We start from the raw sequence: 17,201 nt of genomic DNA, 5'->3' as shown, positions 1-17,201 counted from the left end.
TTCAACGCTATCGTTGAACCTTCGGTGGAAACTTTTCCGCTCTATTCTGGGTTTCGTGAGCCAAAACCTTCAAAGTGGTCGACGCCTTCGACCGGTCGACCTGGCGCGCGGGCACGGTCTGTCCACGCAGGCGATCAGGAACTACGAGGAGGCGGGCATCCTCCCGGCCGCGGACCGGACCCCCCAGGGCTACCGCACCTACACCCCGCTGCACGCCCGCGCGCTGGCCGCCTTCCTCGCCCTCGTGCCGGGCCACGGCCACCGGACCGCGGCATCGATCATGCGAGCCGTGAACGAGGGCGCGGCCGAGGAGGCCTTCCGTCTCATCGACGGGACCCACGCCGAACTCCTCGCCGACCGGCGGACCCTCGATGCCGTGGAGAACGCCCTGCGCGCCCTGGCGCCCACCGGTGCGGCCTTCGAGCCCGGCGCCACGTCCGGCGCCACGTTCATCGGGCCGCTCGCCCGCGAACTCGGTGTCCGGCCCGCGACCTTGCGCGCATGGGAACGCGCCGGGCTGGTCCGCCCGCGCCGCGACCCGCTGACCGGGTACCGCGTGTACGACGGGGCCGACGTCCGCGACGCCCGCCTGGCCCACCAACTCCGCCGCGGCGGCCACCTGCTGGAAGAGATCGCCCCCCTGCTCGCACAGGTCCGCACCGCGGGGGGCCTGGCGCCCCTGGAGTCCGCCCTGACCGCCTGGCGCGCCCGCCTCTCCGCCCGCGGCCGCGCCCTGCTGACGGGCGCGGCCGAACTGGCCACGTACCTCCAGGCCCGCGACTGACCGCCGCGACCGGGTGGAGAAGAGTGAGGCCGCGCCCTGGAATCGCTTCGGCAGGTCACGACTCTTCACGATTTCCGAGTGCGCCGCTTTCCGCTCTGCCAGACTCATGACCTGATTTCAGGGGAGCACATACACATGACAAGTGTGGTGTTGGTGCACGGCACAGGGGTGCGTAGCGACGGCTACGACAAGTTGTTCGACCTGGTGGTGAGACATTTCGACAATCTGGACGTGAGCGTCGAGCTGCTCCGCTGCCTGTGGGGCGAGGAGCACGGGGCCCAACTCCACCGGGGTGGGACCTCCGTCCCCCGGCGCCGCAGGGCGGAGACGGAGGAGACGCCTCCGGAGCCCGGCCCGCAGGGCGCCGAAGACGGTGACGCAGCCGCCGCGATCTGGGCCCTGCTCGACACCGACCCCCTCGCGGAGTTACGGATCCTCGCAGAGGCGGAGGCGGGCCGGACGGCGATCGCCTACGTTCCGCAGCAGGACGAGACTTCGGCGGAACAGCTCCTCCACTTGCTGAAGGACGTACCGGACCACCCCGCGCTGCGTGAACCGGCAAGGAGGCACGGCCTCGACGGAAACGATCTGACCTCGGCGGCCGGGGCGGTGTCCGACATCCTGGGCGCCCTGCTCACCGAGACCTCGACGCCCCTGGACGACCTGCGGCACATCGTCGCCCGCGCGGTGGTCGCGGTGGCTCTGGACCGCGCGGACACGCGCTGGGGCGCAGGAGGGATCAGCGTCGACGGAGCGGCCGTGCACGAGCTGCAGGCAGCGGTTCTCGAGGCACTCGGCGAACCCGGCGCTGCACTCGGGTGGATCTCCGACCTGACCAAGCCGGCCTGGCTGCCCCTGTGGCGCACCGGCGAATGGCTCACGTCCTGGCAGGTCCGACGCAAGCGTCCTGGAGTGAGCGCCCAGGTCGCTCCGCCCATCGGGGACATCCTGCGCTACCAGGCACGCGGTGGGGGACTGCGCGACTGCATCGCCGCTGCCGTGCGTGCTGCCGAGCCGCCCGTCGTGGTGCTGGCCCACAGCCTGGGTGGCGTCGCGTGCGTCGACCTGTTCGCGAGCGAGGACCACAGCCGACAGGTGAGCGCCCTGGTGACAGTGGGCTCGCAAGCGCCGTTCCTGTACGAGATGGACGCACTGGTCTCGCTGCCCTACGGCCGGAGCCTTCCGGCCCACTTCCCCCGGTGGCTGAACGCGTACGACCCGCGCGACCCCCTCGCCTATGTCGGAGCCCCGATCTTCGGCGCGGACCGCGTCACCGACCAGCAGTTCAACACCGGTCGTCCGCTCCTGCGTGCCCACAGTGCCTACTGGGACCACCGGCCCTTCTACGCGTGGCTGCACCGGGAGGTGCTCGGTTGACAGTGCCGGTCGACCCGGCGCGGACGCACGCGCTGGTCGTCGCCGTCGAACGCTATGAAGACCGGGCCTGGAACGTGTCCGGTCCCTTCGCCGACGCCTGCGCGTTCGTTTCGTGGCTGGTCGACACCTGCGGCGTGCCGGCAGAGAACGTCACCTTCTTCGCCTCCGCCCTCGAGAGCAGCCTCCATCGGGCGGACGGCACCAGCCTGCTGCCGGCGGGTGTCAAGACCAGGGAGGCCGATTCGGGCGTGGTCGCCCGGTACGTCCAGGAGGGGATGGTCGCCCTGGACGCCGAGTTGCTCTGGGTGTTCTGGTCCGGGCACGGTGTCGTCGACAGCAACGGCAGCCACGTGCTGCTCCTCGCGGACAGTTCGGTGGTGACGAAGCGGGCCATCGGCGTCGACGCCCTCCAACTGGCCCTGCAGGCAAGACGCGTGGGCAGGGACGGCGGGCGCGGGGTGCCCAAGGTCGCGGTCGCGGTCAATGCGTGCCAGAACCAGCCCGCCGGTCTCGATGTCGCCGTGATCGACGTCACCGTGACCTCCACCCGTGTCGCCGAGCGCGGCCTGTTCATCATGCATGCCTCCAGTACGGGCCAGAAAGCCCGCAATGTCCGCACCGGAGCCGTACGTGAGGGGGAGGCGACCGGCCTTTTCCCCCGGACCCTCCTCAGGTCCCTCGACGACGGCAGCGGTGACGTCCTCCCGGATCTGCATCGCGTCAGTGACGAGGTCGACCAGGCGTTCGCCGCGCTGCGCGACGACAACCAGACCTTCCAGAAGCCGAGCCTGCTACGGCGCAACTGGGAGGGCCGCACACGGATCACCGGGGAGTTCGTCCTTCCCCCGACCGAGCACGAGCGCGACTTGGCGGCCCTGCTCGACACCGCACTGCCGGACTCGGCGGCACGGGCCGCATGCGCCGAACGCCTTGCCGCGCAGATACCCGTGGTGATCTCCGTGAGCGACGGCGCCGGTGTGTGCTCCACCGAACAGCTCGTCACCGCCGCCGGCCGTGTCGCTCACGGACTGCCCACCCTCATGGACGAACTGTTCGCACAGACCGGCCCCGCCGGCCAGGGATCTCCGGGGGACTCCGCGCAGGATCACGCTCAGGCGGTGCGGGAGCTCGCACCGGCCCTGCGCGCGGCGGCGCGGCGAGTGCGCCCGGACGAGTTCCTCACGCACACGGAGTACACCGCTTTGGTGAGGGCCCTCGAAGCGGCCGAAGTGCCGGACGTGGTCGCGGCCGCACGGTGTGACCGCAGGCTCCGACACCACCTCGCCGACCCGTCCGCGGATGTCGGAGCATCGGTCCGGGCGTTGGAGGCGGTCGGTGCACCGGGTGAAGCCGACGCGCTGCCCGCCCTCCTGCGTTTCGTCTGTCTGGCGGCGGCCGAGGCGGATGCGTGCGGCGGCGACGGCACCGCACTCCGGGCCTGGAACCGGGAGGTGGCCCACCGGATCGGCAGGACCCCGGCCACGCTGGACGCCGAGACGCAGGCCGCGGTCGAGGACTGCGTCCGCCGCCGCGCCGCCAAGACCTGGATCATGGTCCAGCTGGAGGTCGACCAGCCGGGGACGACGGGTGCGGCCCGCTACGCCTTCACCGCCTGGATCGTCGACGCCGTGAGCGGTTCGTGCAGCGTGGGCGGCAGCCGTGGTTTCCATTCCTGGCGTGAGACCCAGTACCGAGTCGGTGCCGCTGTCGAACCGCATCTGGCCGACGGGCACGTCAACCTCGGCGTCGAGTTCTTCCTGCCCGTCGGGCAGCTGGAACTGCAGGTGGAACGCATCCCGGTGCAGCACAAAGGAGTCGACAACGTCCCCCTGGGCACGGTCGCACCGGTCGTCGTGCGGTACGCACAGCGCCGCACGGACTGGGCAGCTCGCTGGGACGCGTGCGTCACCGACACCGCGGCCGGCGACCACCACTGGCTGCGGAACGACGCCCTGGACCTGTCCCGTCTGAAGACCGCCCTGGAGGACCGTCATCTCGCCGGGTGCGTCGAGCTCACCGGCCCACATGCGGAGTTCACGCCCGCGCTGACCTACTGCGCGCAGGCCGGAGTGCCGGTGATGGCCTGGCACCGCCGACTCGGGGACCACCGCGCCACGCACGACCTGACGCAGCTGCGGCAGGTCGTGCACCCTCGTGATCTGCCGGAAGAAATGAGGCAATTGCGCGCCGGGTGCGGGGACTCGCCCAAGGACGCCGGCAGCGGCCTCGTGTTGCTCTGGGACGATCCCCGCCGCCTGCTCCCGCGCATGCGACCCCGCTCTCCAGGAAGGACTCCTCGTCCATGAACACCGACGACCGCCCCGGGGCGCTCTTCCGTGGCCCGCACGACGCGTTTCCCGTCCGTCTGCCGCCCGGGCCGCCCTGGCGACGTTTCGGTGACCACCGCCCCAAGAGGCCGCCGTACATCATGCGTCCGCAGGACATCGACATCGTCAACACCTCACTGCACCTGCGCCGCCCCCTGCTGGTCACGGGCTTTCCCGGCGTGGGCAAGTCCTCCCTCGCCCACGCCGTCGCGGATGACCTCGGCCTCGGGGACGTCCTGCACTGGCCGGTGAACTCCCGTTCCGTGCTGAGTGACGCCCTCTACCGCTACGACGCGGTGGCCCGGCTCCGGGATGCCACCCTGCACCAGCGTCAGGGCACACCTTCCCGGCCGGTCGAGGACTACATCACACTCGGCCCCTTGGGCACCGCCCTTGCCGCCTCGCCGGGACGGCCGCGCGTGTTGCTCATCGACGAGCTGGACAAGGGCGACATCGACCTGCCCAACGACCTGTTGACGGTCTTCGAAGAGGGCGCGTTCGAGATCCCGGAACTCAGCAGGCACTCCAGCGCGACCGGACAGCAGCACGCACGCGTAGGCGTCGCCCGCACCGCCCGACACCGTCCCCCCGCGGCGAACGACGGGAGCGGTGCGGAGGGGAACGACACGTGCGAGGAGGTACAGGGCGCCGGCGAAGTATCGAACGGATGGGTGTACTGCCAGGAGTTCCCGGTCGTGGTCATCACCAGCAACGGCGAACGCGACTTCCCGCCGGCGTTCCTGCGCCGCTGCGTGCGGCTCTTTCTCGACGACCCCGATCAGGAACACCTGACCTCGGTGGTCGAAGCGCAGTTCGCCCAGGACCTCGCCACCGCCGACGAACAGACCACGGCAGCCGTCCAGCAACTCATCACAAGGTTCAGCCAGGCGGGCCAGGACGGACGACTGGCCACCGACCAACTGCTGAACGCCATCCATTTGCGGCTGTCCAACGTCGCGCTGGACCCCCATGTCCTCGAAGCGGTACTGCGCCCCCTGGACGACGCGGATGCCCTGACGTGATCGCCCGGCTCCGCGAAGCGCTACGGGCAGCCGGCTACGACCCCGAGCCCGAGGAGCTCGCTGACATCATCTGGCTCGCCACTCAGGAACTGCCGCTCCGGACCGCACCCACGCAGCCTGCGGACGGCAATGCCCGCCCCGGCAGCTCCCGGAACACCCCGTACGACCGCCGGATCCAGCACACCCAGCCGCTCGAAGTCGGCCTGCCACCGTCCACGCACCGGAAGCGGGCGCTGTACTCCACCGCAGAGGGCCCCGGTGCCTCCGGGCCAGCCGTCACGCACCTGCGCATCGGCACCCCCAAGGCCCTGCCGGACCTCCGCTCGCTGGAACGGTCGCTGCGTCCCCTGCGCACCACGGTCCGCTCCCGTGTCCGCCATGAGCTGGATCTGGCCGGCACGATCTCCGCCATCGCGGACGGGTTCCCCGACGTCGCGCTGCGCCCGGCCGGAGAGCTGCTCCTCGACGTGACCCTGGTGGTCGACGACGGACTGTCCATGGCGATCTGGCACGACGCGGCGTACGAGCTCTACCAGGCACTTCACCGTCTGCGTGCCTTCGGCCGCACCCGCCTCCTCGGAATGAACACCGACCGCTGCGACGCGATCCGGCTGACGGCAGAGCCCTTCCGGCCAGGCGCTCCCCGTACCGCGACGGTGGGAGGCGAGCGCCACCTGGTCCTCGTCCTGACCGATGCCGTGAGCGAGGCATGGTCCACGGGCGCAGCGCAACGCATGTTGCACGTGTGGGGACGGCGAGGGCCGCTGGCCGTCCTCCAGGTACTCCCGGAGCACACGTGGCAGGAAACCGGGCTGCCCACGACGCGACTCATGGTCTCCGCCGCACGGCCGGGCACGTCGAACCGCAACCTGACACTCAGGCATCCCCGGATCCCCGGCGGGCTGCTTCCCGTGCCCGGGATGGCGATTCCCGTGATCGACGCCGTCTCGGGTTCATCGGCGACGGCCTGGGCCAGGCTGGTGGGCACGTCCGCCGGCGAAGCAGCACTGCCTGTCGTCGACCTAGGGGTTCCGTGGGACGGTGCACGGGGCGACATCGTGGAAGACCGCGGTGACGACGGCCGGGTACCCGACGGTGCCGTCGGTGACGCAGATCCCCAGACGGCTGAGCAGGCTCTCGAGGACTTTCTGGGATACGCCTCGCTGCCGGCCCAGCGGTTGGCGGCCCACCTCGCCTGCGCCGGTTCGGCCCTGACCATCCCCCTGATGCGGCTCGTCCAGCGCTCGGCCGTGCCGGAATCGAGGCCGGAACACCTGGCCGAGGTCTTCCTCGCCGGTCTCCTGCGCCCCCACCACCGGGAACCGGCGGGGCCACAGGAGGATCAGGACCGGCGGGACCCGCACGAGCCACTCGCCTGGAACCGCCGTACTTACGCCTACCCGCCGCAGGTCGCCAGTTCTCTGCGGGAGCTGATCAAACGGTCGGAGGAGCAGGCCACCCTGGAGGGTGTGACCCGGTACCTGGCCCGCCGGCAGGCCACGGCGGCAGCGGGCATGGCCTTGATCTCCGACCCTTCGGGCGTCCTGCGCGCGGACGGTCACGCCCTGCCCCTGGCTACGGTCGAGCGGCCGGCCGCGGCGAGGGGAGGTGATTCACGGATCCACCTCGCCGTGTCCGCCGACAGCGAGGTGTACCGTCTGGCGCAATTGCTGCGGGACATGATCGATGGGACCTCCCTCCGCGAGGCCGGCCTGGAGGTCGGCGTCCCCCGGTCCGGAACCGTCCGTGTCCTCTTCCCCGTGGACCGTGCCGAACCCCTGCTGCTGACCACGTTCCTCGCCTGCCTGCAGCACGCGCTGGAGCAGGACGAGACCGGAGCGGCGGCCCGGTGGGGCCCGGTCCGTGTCGCGATGGACTTCAGTCCTCCGGGTGAGTCGCCGGACTCGACGCTGCTCGGCGTACTGGACTCCGTCAGCCGTCACCCTTCCCGGGACGGGCAACTGTGGTGTGCCGCAGCCTCGGAACGGCTGATGGTCGAGCTGTACGGGCCGGAGCTCCGGGGCAGCGAAGCGTTGCACGCGATCCGCTTCGACAACGGCAGGGAACCGGTCTATCTGCTCGTCGAGGAGCCGCGTCCGCGTACCGAGCCGGAGCCGGTGACGGTTCCCGAGGCAGCCGTCACGTTCCTCCGTGCCGGCGAGGCACCCGAGCTCCGCAAGGGGGACGGAGACTTCGCGGCCCAACTGGCCTTGCTTGCCGCCGACCTCACGGCGTTGCGCCTCTCCGGGGGCAACCCCACCTTGCGTCAGATCGAGATGATGACATCCCGCGGGGATCATTTGGGAGTGGCGACGATCAGCAGGACCCTGCGGGGCAGATCGTTCCCCTCGCACCGCACATTCCTCGCCCTGGTCCAAGCGCTGCTGTCCTTCGACCAATACGGCAAGAGGGCGTCTCTCCGGGACTCCGAGGTGCAACGATGGGAGCGCCGCTGGGCTGCCCTGGACACCCTCAGGGAGCAGGCCGGAAGGTCACACGGTTCCGCTGCTCCTGCGCCTGGCAAGGCCGAAATCATGCTGGTTCCGGCCCCCGACCACGGAATCTGGCGGCTGGGTAGGTCACGCGAACCGCTGAAGTTCTCCTACACCCTTGACGACTCCGGGGCGTCGGGCGCCCAAGACCGCTGGAGCGGGCCGAACCAGGGCACTTTGTACTGTGCCTCGGACATCGACGGCTGCTTCCCCGAAGCACTCGCTTCGTTTCGGGTCGCTCCGGACGTGCGAGACATTATCGGGGAAGACTGGAATACCGATGCCGGGTTTCTGGCGCCCGGTCATATCCCGAGGGACTGGCGGGCGCGGCTTGTACTGGTCCGGCTGCTGCTTCCACCGGACGCCCATTTTCTCGACGTCACCGACGACACCACCCTGCAGGTGCTCAGCCGTGTGCTCCGCCCAGAACTGGACTCCCTCGGAGTGGAGAGACTGACGGCAGGTGACATGAACGGCTTCGAGCGAAGGATCACCCAAGGAATCGGTACGTGGGCACGTGCACAGCGGGCACCCGCCGGTGAGCGCCGCATCCACGGCATCACCTTCCGCTCGCGATTCGGAGGTCATCGGTGCTGGGGGATCTTCGAAGGGGTGGACGTCCGCGAGGCTGAGAGGCAGCCGGTCCTGCCGGAGACCGAGGGGCTTCAGCGCGTTGCGGCCGAGTTCGGGCTGACCCTTCACTGAACACGGCCTCGGCCTCCATCCGCCTCGCAGCCACCGACACCGACAGCGTCCGCCGTAAGGTCGGCTTTGCACCTATAGTCCCGATATGGCTCTTCATGAGACGAAGGACGCACGCGCTCAGGACGCCGACACGGACGTGTTCACGTCCACGCTGAGCGGCCAGATCCTCCCCAAGTACAGGATTCCTGAGGACCACTCACCCACCGAGGTCGTCTACGAGCTGCTGCGCAACGAACTGCTCCTGGACGGGAACGCGGCCCAGAACCTGGCCACCTTCTGCACCACCTGGTCGGACGAGGGCGTGCACCGCCTGATGAACGTCTGCCTCGACAAGAACATGATCGACAAGGACGAGTACCCGCAGACCGCCGAGATCGAGTCCCGCTGCGTCAACATCCTGGCCGACCTGTGGAACGCGCCCGCCGGCACCACCGCGGCCGGCTGCTCCACCACCGGCTCCAGCGAGGCCGCCATGCTCGGCGGCCTCGCCCTCAAATGGCGCTGGCGCGAGCGCCGCCGCGCCGAGGGTCTGCCCACCGACCGCCCCAACCTGGTGTGCGGCCCGGTCCAGATCTGCTGGGAGAAGTTCGCCCGCTACTTCGACGTCGAACTGCGCCAGGTCCCGATCGAGGCCGGCGCCACCGGTCTCCAGGCCCATCAGCTCGCCGAGTACGTCGACGAGAACACCATCGGCGTCGTCGCCATCCTCGGCGTCACGTACACCTGCGACTACGAGCCCGTGGCCGAGATCGCCGCCGAGCTCGACCGGATCCAGGCCGAGCACGGCTGGGACGTGCCCATCCACGTGGACGGTGCGAGCGGCGGGTTCGTGGCGCCCTTCCTCCACCCCGACGTGGTGTGGGACTTCCGGCTGGAGCGCGTCGCCTCCGTCAACACCTCGGGTCACAAGTACGGGCTCGCGCCGCTGGGAGTCGGCTGGATCGTCTGGCGCACCGCCGACCTGCTCCCCGCCGACCTCGTTTTCAACGTCGACTACCTCGGCGGCGACATGCCGACCTTCGCCCTCAACTTCTCCCGCCCGGGCGGTGAGATCATCGCGCAGTACTACCTGTTCTTGCGCCTGGGCCGGGCCGGCTACCGGCGCGTCCAGGAGGCCTGCGCCGACACCGCCCAGTACCTCGCCCGGCAGATCGCCGGCATGGGCGACTTCACCCTCCTCTACGACGGCCAGGGCGCCCTGCCCGCCGTCTCCTACACACTCGCCGACCCCGACACCGCCGGATTCAGCCTCTACGACCTCTCCGACCGGCTGCGCATGCGCGGCTGGCAGGTGCCCTCGTACCCGCTGCCCGCCGACCGCGACGACACGGTCGTCCAACGCGTCCTCGTCCGGCACGGCGTGACCCGCGATCAGATGGCGCTACTCGTCACCGACCTGCGTGCGGCCGTGGAACACCTGAAGGCCACGCCCCCGCCCGTAGCGGCCGCCGCGCCGCGGTCCGGCTTCCACCACTGACACCCAGGAAGCCCCCCGCCGACCGCCCTTGATGATCCGGGTCCGCGGATGACACCGTGGTGATCATGAGTGACAACTTCGAGGACCACCGGCGCCTGCTGTTCGGCACGGCCTACCGCATGCTGGGCAGCGTCGCCGACGCCGAGGACATCGTGCAGGACGCCTGGCTCGCCTGGCACCGCACCGACCGCACGGCGGTCGAGAACCCCAGAGCCTACCTGGTGCGCACCGTCACCAACCTCAGTCTCAACCGGCTCAGGTCGGCCCAGGTCGTCCGCGAGGCGTACGTCGGACCCTGGCTCCCCGAACCCCTCCTCACCTCGCCCGACATCGCCGAGGAGGCCGAACTCGCCGACACCGTCTCCATGGCCGTCCTGGTCGTACTGGAGACCCTGACCCCGACCGAGCGCGCGGTCTTCATGCTCCGCGAGGTGTTCGGGTATTCGTATGCCGAGATCGCGGAGGTCGTCGGGAAGTCCGAGGTGAGCGTGCGCCAGTCCGCCCACCGGGCCCGCGAACACGTCCGGGCGCGCCGCCCCCGCTTCACCGCGAAGGCGGCCGAGCAGCGCGAGATCGTCGAGAAGTTCCGGCAGGCCTGCCTCGGCGGGGACCTCGGCGAGGTGCTCACGGTCCTCGCCCCCGACATCGTCTCCTGGGCCGACGGCGGCGGCGTCGTCACCGCCGCCCGCCGCCCGCTGCACGGAGCCGACCACGTCGCCCGCTGGTGGCTCGGCGTCCTGGCCAAGTCCGGAGCCAGCGACGGGGCGATGCGCCCCGCGGAGATCAACGGCGAGCCCGGCCTGCTGCTCGTCCACAACGGCGCGACCGTCGGGGCCATGACCTTCGAGGCCGCCGACGGCCGGATCACCGCACTGCGCGTCACCGTCAACCCGGAGAAGCTGCGAGGCCTGCAGCCCTGACGGGACCCCGACGGCCGGGGCCGGGCGACCGCTGCGCCGCCTCCTACCGCGCGCCGAAGTTCTGCGTCCACCAGGGGCCGCCCGCGCCCTGGTGGATGCCGACGCCGATGTCCTTGAAGGAGCAGTTGAGGATGTTCGCCTTGTGGCCCGGGCTCTTCATCCAGGAGTCCATGACCGACTGGGCCGTCTGCTGGCCCCGCGCGATGTTCTCCCCGTACGTCGACCAGCGGTACCCGGCCGCGGTCGTCCGGTCGCCCGGGTCCTTGCCGTCGGGGCTGGTGTGATCGAAGTAGTCCCGGGCCGCCATGTCGTCGGAGTGCCCCTGAGCCGCCGCACGCAGCTGCGGGTCCTCCTTGAGGGGGCCGCAGCCGGCCGCCGCCCGCTCGCTGTTGACCAGGGCCACGACCTGCCCGGCCACGCCCGACGGCGGGGCGGGCGCCGGCTTGACCGCCGAGGCCTTCGGGCTCGGGGACTTGCTCTTGGACTGCGCCGGGCTCGGGCTCGCCGACGGACTCGGCGAGGCGGAGGCCGACGGGGACGGCGAGGCGGACGCGGAGGGAGAGGCCGACTCCGAGGGCGGAGCGGCGGATTCGGTCGCCGAGAGCGCGGCCAGCGGGGTCGGGGCCGCGGCGGCGCCTTCCTTCGTGTCACCGGAACCGGGCAGGCCCCCGAGGTACACGAGCCCGCCGCCCGCGACGCAGGCGGCGAGCACCGCACCGCCGATCACCCGGCGGCGGCTCTGCCGGCGCTTGCGCAGCGCGCCGCGGCCACCGCCGCCCACGTCGGCCACCGGGGTGAGCTGGGTCGCGGCGTCGTCGAAGCCGCCGCCGAAGCCCCCGTCGACACCTTCGGCGAAGGCGACGCTCGCAGGGGCGAAGCCGGCCGCCCCCGCCGACTTCATCCCCGCCAGCAGGGCCGCCGAGACCGGTACCAGGGCCAGACCGGCCAGCAGTCCCTCCGCCGGAACCAGCCCGCTCCACAGGCCGGAGCAACGTACGCATTCACGGGCGTGCCGGGCTATTCGCTTGCGCCACAGCGCCGAGGGCTCCCCGTCCCAGCCCGCCATCACGGTCCGCAGCTCCTCGCACGCCGGGTGGGTGTCCAGCGCGCGCTCCACCACGCGGGCCGACTCCAGCTGCGCCTTCATCCGCTGCACCCGGACCGCCGTGTGCTGCGGGGACAGTTCCAGCGCACTGGCCACCTCGGACCGGGTCAGCTCCCCGGCGCACTCCAGCCACCAGAGGGACAGCAGCGCCCGGTCCTCGGGTTCCAGCCAGCGGGTGGCCCGGGCCGTCTCGCGCCGCTGTCCGGCGAGCTGGAGGCGGGTGACGGTCAGGTCGACGAAGTCGGCACCCGGGTCGGCGACGTCGCTCGCGGCCTCCAGCGTGCTCTCGCCGAAACCGCTCTGCCGGGCCTGCCAGTGCGCCCGCACGCGGTTCATCGCGATCGCCACCAGCCAGGACCGGAAGCTCTCGTCCACGCGCAGGCCGCCCAGCCCGTCGAGCGCCCGCAGCATCGTGTCCTGCACCACGTCGTCCACGTCGCAGGACCCGTTGAGGGCCCGCCCGACGATGTTGTAGACGAGCGGGAGATGGGTGCTGACGAGCTCGTCCTGCGCGCGAAGGTCACCCGCGCGTGCCGCTGCCACGAGCGCTGCGGTGTGCTGAGTAGTCATGTGATGTTCCCTGTCCGTACCGGCGGTCGATGATGCCCGATACATGGGAGACCGTCGACGGGGGCGTCGATAACAGTTATCCGGAAGAATTTTCCCGAAGAGTTTTCCGGAGCCTTCCACCGGGGGGTCACAGCAGCGGAGCGAGGGCCTCCGCGGCCGCTCGCAGGGCCGGCGCGTACGCCTCGGTCTCCTCGCGGGAGACCAGGAAGGTGACGGTGGTGACGCTGACCCCGCCGACGGGCCGGCCCGCCGGACCGGGGACCGCCGCGCCGATGCAGCGGATGGCGGGCTCGTTCTCCTCGTCGTCGACGGCGTAGCCCTGGGCGCGGACCGCCGCCAGTTGGGCGTCAAGGGCCCGTGCGGTGGTGAGCGTGTGCGGCGTCCGCCGAGGCAGACCGGTCGCGGCGATCAGTTCCCGTACCTCCTCGGCCGGCAACAGAGCCAGGATGCTCTTGCCGATCGCGGTCGTGTGCAGCGGCATGCGCATGCCGACGCGGGAGGCCGTCCGGAAGGACTGGTCCTCGTTCTCCAGCTTGCGGATGTAGGTGATGGTCCGCCCGCTGTGCAGGGCCAGATGGACCGTCTGGCCGGTGGCCCGCCGGAGTTCGCCGAGGATGTGCCCGATGCCGGCCGGTTCCCCGGCGCCGACCAGGGCGGAGAGCCCGCGCAGCCGCGGCCCCACCCCGTAACGGCTGTCGGCCTCCTGACGTACGAAGCCCTGGTCGATCAGCGAGGCCAGGATGCGGAACGTGCTCGACTTGGGCACCGCGGCCGCCGCCGTCACATCGGCGAGGCGGTGCGGGCCGCCGGGCGCGGCCACCGCCTCCAGGACGCGCAGGGACTTCTCCACGGAGGAACCGGCCGCGGAGCTCCGCCCCGCGCGCCCGCCCGCTGCCGCTTCATCCATTGACACGAGCGCTCCTGGCGTGGGTAGGGTCTAGACCATATGGTCCGCCATACGGTACGCCGTTCCACTACGTGGAACAAGCGCGTGGAGCGAAGGGGAGGATCCGTTGCCCGATCACCCGTCAGGCCACCCGTCAGGCCACACGTCCGGCCGGCCGACCGGCCACCCGTCGGGGCACCTCTACGCCGTGCTGGCGGCCCAGCGCGTGCTGCCCGTGCTGCGCAACATCGACGCCGACGAGGCCGTCCGCCACGCCACCGCCCTCCTCGCCGCCGGCTGCCGCGCGGTCGAGCTCACCACCTCCACCCCCGGCTGGGCCGCCGCCGTCACCCGCACCACCCCGCTGAGCGACCTCCACGGCCGCCCGGCGCTCGTCGGCGTCGGCACGGTCACCACCACCGCGCAGGCGGAGACGGCCCTCGACGCGGGCGCCGCCTTCCTGGTCTCCCCCTACCCGGCCCCCGAGGTCCGCGCGGTGGCCGTACGCCGCGAAGCCGTCTTCATCGAGGGCGGGTTCACGCCCGGCGAGGTCGCTGCCGCCGTCCGGGCCGCCGGAGCCGCCAAGGTCTTCCCGGCGCACGTCGGCGGCCCCGGGTTCGTCCGCTCCCTCCGGGCCGTCCTGCCCGGTGCGGTGATCGTCCCGACCGGCGGCATCCGGCCCGCCGAGGTCCCGGACTGGCTCGCCGCCGGCGCGACCGCCGTCGGGATCGGCGGCGGCCTGCCGTCCGACCCGGGCGAACTGGCCGCCGTGTTCGCCGGGGCGGCCACGCCGTCCTGCGCACCCTGCGACCCCGCCACGGAGCACTGACCGTGGCCGGACGGGCCGACACGCGCTACGACGTCCTCGTACTCGGCGAGGTCCTGGTCGAGATCCACGCGGGTACCGCCCTGCACGAGGCCGCCGACGGCACCCCGGCCCGTATCTCCTACTCCGGGGACGCCCTCAACGCGGCGGCCGCCGCGGCCGCGGCCGGCGCCCGTACCGCCCTGCTCGCCGTGGTCGGCGACGACGAACTCAGCGTCCCGCTGCTGAACCGGGCCGCCGAACTCGGCGTGGACGTCTCCCACGTCCGCCGCGCCCCGCACCCCAACGGCGCCTATCTGCTCTCCTCCGACACCGACGGCGACCGCGGCTTCGTCTACTGGCGCACCCGCAGCGCGGGTTCCACCCTCGCGCCCCGCCACGTCGCGTCCTGGCGCGAGCTGCTGACCCGCTGCGGAGCGCTCGTCACGAGCGGCATCACCGGCGCCCTGTCTCCGAGCAGCCGCGACGCCGTACTGGCCGCCGCCCACCTCGTGCACGGGGCGGGCGGGCACCTGACCTACGACCCCAACTTCCGCTCCCGGCTGACCGGCCGGGCCGAGGCGCGCGAGCTGCTGGCCCGGATCGCGCCGCTGACCGGGCTGCTCAAGACCTCCTGCCCGGCCGACGCGCTGGCCCTCGTGGACACCGCCGACCCGCGGACCGCCGCAGCCCGCTGCCGCGCACTGGGCGCCCGTACGGTCGTGGTCACCGCGGGCGCCGACCGGCTGCTGCTGGACGACGGCTCGCGGGCGGCGTACCAGCCGGTGCCCGTCAACCCCGAGCCGGTGGACGCGACCGGGGCGGGGGACTGTTTCACCGGCACGGCCACCGCCCGGCTCGCCCTCGGGGACACCCTCGCGGACGCGGTGGCGTACGGCACCGCCGCCGCCTCCCTCTCGGTCTCCGGCCGCGGCGGCACCGGGCGCGTCCCCGCCTTCGGCGAGACGGCGGCCCTGGCCGCCGCCCACCGCTGGTCCGGCCAAGGCACCTAGGGCGTGTGCCGAGTTCAGATCTTTGGACGGGCTGGAGGCTGCGGAGCCGGATGACGGCTCCGCGTAAGTGGAGTCCGGCCAGGTAGCTGGCCGGGGTCTAGTCGTAGCGGGTGGCGAGCCCGCGCCATTCCTTGATCTTGTTGATGCAGCGTTCGGCCGTGTTGCGCTCCTTGTACAAGGCCGCATCGTGGCTGACGGGGCGTCCGCCACGTGAGCCGCGCTTCTTGCGGTTGGCGGCCTGGTCGGTCTTCTCCGGGATCACTGCCCGGATCTTGCGTCGGCGCAGGTAGGCGCGGTTGGCCCGGGACGAGTACGCCTTGTCCGCGGCGACCGCGTCGGGGCGGGTGCGGGGGCGGCCCACCGGCCCGCGCACCTTGATGCGTTCCGGAACGGCGGTGAAGCGGGGACTGTCGGCGGCCTGGCCGGGCGTGAGGACGAAGGACAGCGGACGGCAGCGGCGGTCCGCCGACAGGTGCACCTTGCTGGTCAACCCGCCACGGGAACGGCCCAGTTCGGCAGCGCGGAGACGGGCCTTGCGACGCCGGCGCAGACGCCGACGCTCCTCACGGGCCTCGTCCGGCGCCTCGTCCCGGTCGACTATCGAGGCGTTTTGCCCCTTTGGAGAAGCCCCTTTTCCTCGGCGACAGCGTTCTCCAGCGTCGCCAGCAGTTCCGGGTCCAGCAGCATCCCGGCGGCGTGGTGGTGAGCCCGGGAAATCGGACCGCGCTCGCCCAGTGGCAGCAACGGCTCAATCACCGCCCACTCGTCGTCCGTGAGATCACCCCGAGCCATCCCGCCTGTCTACCGCCCCGGATGCAGCCAGGGCAGCAGAACGTCCAGACTCGTGATCCCGGCAAACGCCCAGGAGTGCGCGCGGACCCACACCTGCCTATCCTGAATCTGCGGTGTCTTCCTCGCGTCCAGAAGAAGGGGATGCGGCGCAATGGGCAGCGGCGTACGGCTATCCCGAGACCCGAGCCACCCGCACAGCCGAGACGCCTACTGTCAGGAGCGGGCATGGCTGATCGCGCAACGATGGAGCGTATCTGGGAAGCCCACACCGCCGGCGAGTTCGTGGCGCAGGACGTGGAGGCTACGATGGCCACGATGGACGACGACCCCATCGTCGTCCATGTGCCGACCGCCATGGGCGGTAGGGGGTACGACGGCGTCAAGGACTTCTACGCACGCTGGTTCATCGGACGGAACCCGGACGATTTCACTGTGCGTTCGATATCCCGCACGGTGGGAGACGACAGCCTCGTAGACGAAATGATCGTGTCGTTCACCCACGACATCGAGGTGCCCTGGGTTCTGCCTGGATTGGCACCCACCGGGCAGCAGGTCCGTATACCCGTCATCGCCGTCGTGGACTTCCGAGGCCCGCGTGTGCGGAGCGAGCGCATCTACTGGGATCAAACGGCGGTGCTTGCGCAGACGCAGTTGCTGAACGGCGACATCGTCCGGCGCCTGCCCGTGATCACCACACCGTTGGACGTACTGGACGGCAGGGTCCCCCTCAACCAGCTGACGTCGCCCCGCCTCGATGTCGAACCGTGAAGGTCAATCCTCTCGAACCCGGAACCGGTCGTAGATCGTCGACCAGCATCCGTACCGGCGCGGAACGTCGCGCCGGGGCTCCCCGAACGGAACCTCCACATCGCCGCATTGACGTCGAATTCCGGGATGAGAGTGACATGCGGCTCCTGGTGCTCCTG

The 17,201-nt window shown here is 71.3% G+C and carries 12 protein-coding genes and 1 pseudogene; 10 read left to right on the top strand and 3 right to left on the bottom strand.

From position 1 onward, the window contains the following. Nucleotides 1-55: 55 nt before the first annotated feature. The 7 genes from KO717_RS01795 (at nt 56) to KO717_RS01765 (ending at nt 11,104) form a co-directional block, all read left to right on the top strand. Entirely contained in the window at nt 56-784 is a 729-nt protein-coding gene (locus tag KO717_RS01795; RefSeq protein ID WP_301363986.1) for a TioE family transcriptional regulator, read from the top strand. Between the two features lie 135 nt (nt 785-919). Next, complete coding sequence (locus tag KO717_RS01790; protein ID WP_301363984.1) at nt 920-2,161, top strand: hypothetical protein; 1,242 nt, start codon at nt 920-922, stop codon at nt 2,159-2,161. Nucleotides 2,162-2,163: 2 nt separating this feature from the next. Continuing rightward, nucleotides 2,164-4,467 carry a caspase family protein gene (locus KO717_RS01785; RefSeq protein ID WP_301374335.1) on the top strand — a complete coding sequence of 768 codons (2,304 nt, stop codon included), beginning with the start codon at nt 2,164-2,166 and terminating at the stop codon, nt 4,465-4,467. Beyond that, nucleotides 4,464-5,510 (top strand): AAA family ATPase, encoded by a 1,047-nt coding sequence (locus KO717_RS01780; protein ID WP_301363983.1) that lies wholly within the window; start codon nt 4,464-4,466, stop codon nt 5,508-5,510. Before KO717_RS01785 ends, KO717_RS01780 begins: the two co-directional genes overlap by 4 nt. Then, a complete protein-coding gene (locus KO717_RS01775; protein WP_301363982.1) occupies nt 5,507-8,707 on the top strand; it encodes an SAV_2336 N-terminal domain-related protein in 3,201 nt (1,066 codons plus the stop codon). Before KO717_RS01780 ends, KO717_RS01775 begins: the two co-directional genes overlap by 4 nt. A gap of 85 nt (nt 8,708-8,792) precedes the next feature. After that, nucleotides 8,793-10,184, top strand: a complete 1,392-nt coding sequence (locus KO717_RS01770; protein WP_301363981.1) for a glutamate decarboxylase — start codon at nt 8,793-8,795, stop codon at nt 10,182-10,184. Nucleotides 10,185-10,249: 65 nt separating this feature from the next. Then, a complete protein-coding gene (locus KO717_RS01765) occupies nt 10,250-11,104 on the top strand; it encodes an RNA polymerase sigma-70 factor (RefSeq protein WP_301363980.1) in 855 nt (284 codons plus the stop codon). Between the two features lie 43 nt (nt 11,105-11,147). Here the strand turns inward: KO717_RS01765 and KO717_RS01760 are convergent, their stop codons facing one another. Together KO717_RS01760 and KO717_RS01755 are read right to left on the bottom strand one after the other, a co-directional pair. Next, a complete protein-coding gene (locus KO717_RS01760) occupies nt 11,148-12,779 on the bottom strand; it encodes a sigma-70 family RNA polymerase sigma factor (RefSeq protein ID WP_301363979.1) in 1,632 nt (543 codons plus the stop codon). A 127-nt stretch (nt 12,780-12,906) separates the two neighbouring features. After that, on the bottom strand, nt 12,907-13,686 hold the full coding sequence (locus KO717_RS01755) for an IclR family transcriptional regulator (RefSeq protein ID WP_301363978.1): 780 nt from the start codon (nt 13,684-13,686) through the stop codon (nt 12,907-12,909). Nucleotides 13,687-13,792: 106 nt separating this feature from the next. On the opposite strand from KO717_RS01755, the gene KO717_RS01750 reads away from it, so the two are divergent. Both KO717_RS01750 and KO717_RS01745 read left to right on the top strand, forming a co-directional pair. Further along, nucleotides 13,793-14,494: a bifunctional 4-hydroxy-2-oxoglutarate aldolase/2-dehydro-3-deoxy-phosphogluconate aldolase gene (locus tag KO717_RS01750; protein ID WP_301363977.1), complete on the top strand. Its 702-nt coding sequence runs from the start codon at nt 13,793-13,795 to the stop codon at nt 14,492-14,494. 2 nt (nt 14,495-14,496) lie between these two features. Next, nucleotides 14,497-15,483 (top strand): PfkB family carbohydrate kinase, encoded by a 987-nt coding sequence (locus tag KO717_RS01745; protein WP_301363976.1) that lies wholly within the window; start codon nt 14,497-14,499, stop codon nt 15,481-15,483. 19 nt (nt 15,484-15,502) lie between these two features. On the opposite strand, the pseudogene KO717_RS01740 reads toward KO717_RS01745, so the two are convergent. After that, a pseudogene (locus KO717_RS01740) lies at nt 15,503-16,194 on the bottom strand (IS5 family transposase); the annotation flags it as partial. 306 nt (nt 16,195-16,500) lie between these two features. On the opposite strand from KO717_RS01740, the gene KO717_RS01735 reads away from it, so the two are divergent. Next, entirely contained in the window at nt 16,501-17,043 is a 543-nt protein-coding gene (locus KO717_RS01735) for a nuclear transport factor 2 family protein (RefSeq protein ID WP_301363975.1), read from the top strand. Nucleotides 17,044-17,201 lie beyond the last annotated feature (158 nt).

The sequence above is a fragment of the Streptomyces xanthophaeus genome, from assembly GCF_030440515.1.
GTDB lineage: Bacteria > Actinomycetota > Actinomycetes > Streptomycetales > Streptomycetaceae > Streptomyces > Streptomyces kutzneri.
This window is presented reverse-complemented; position numbering and strand designations above follow the sequence as displayed.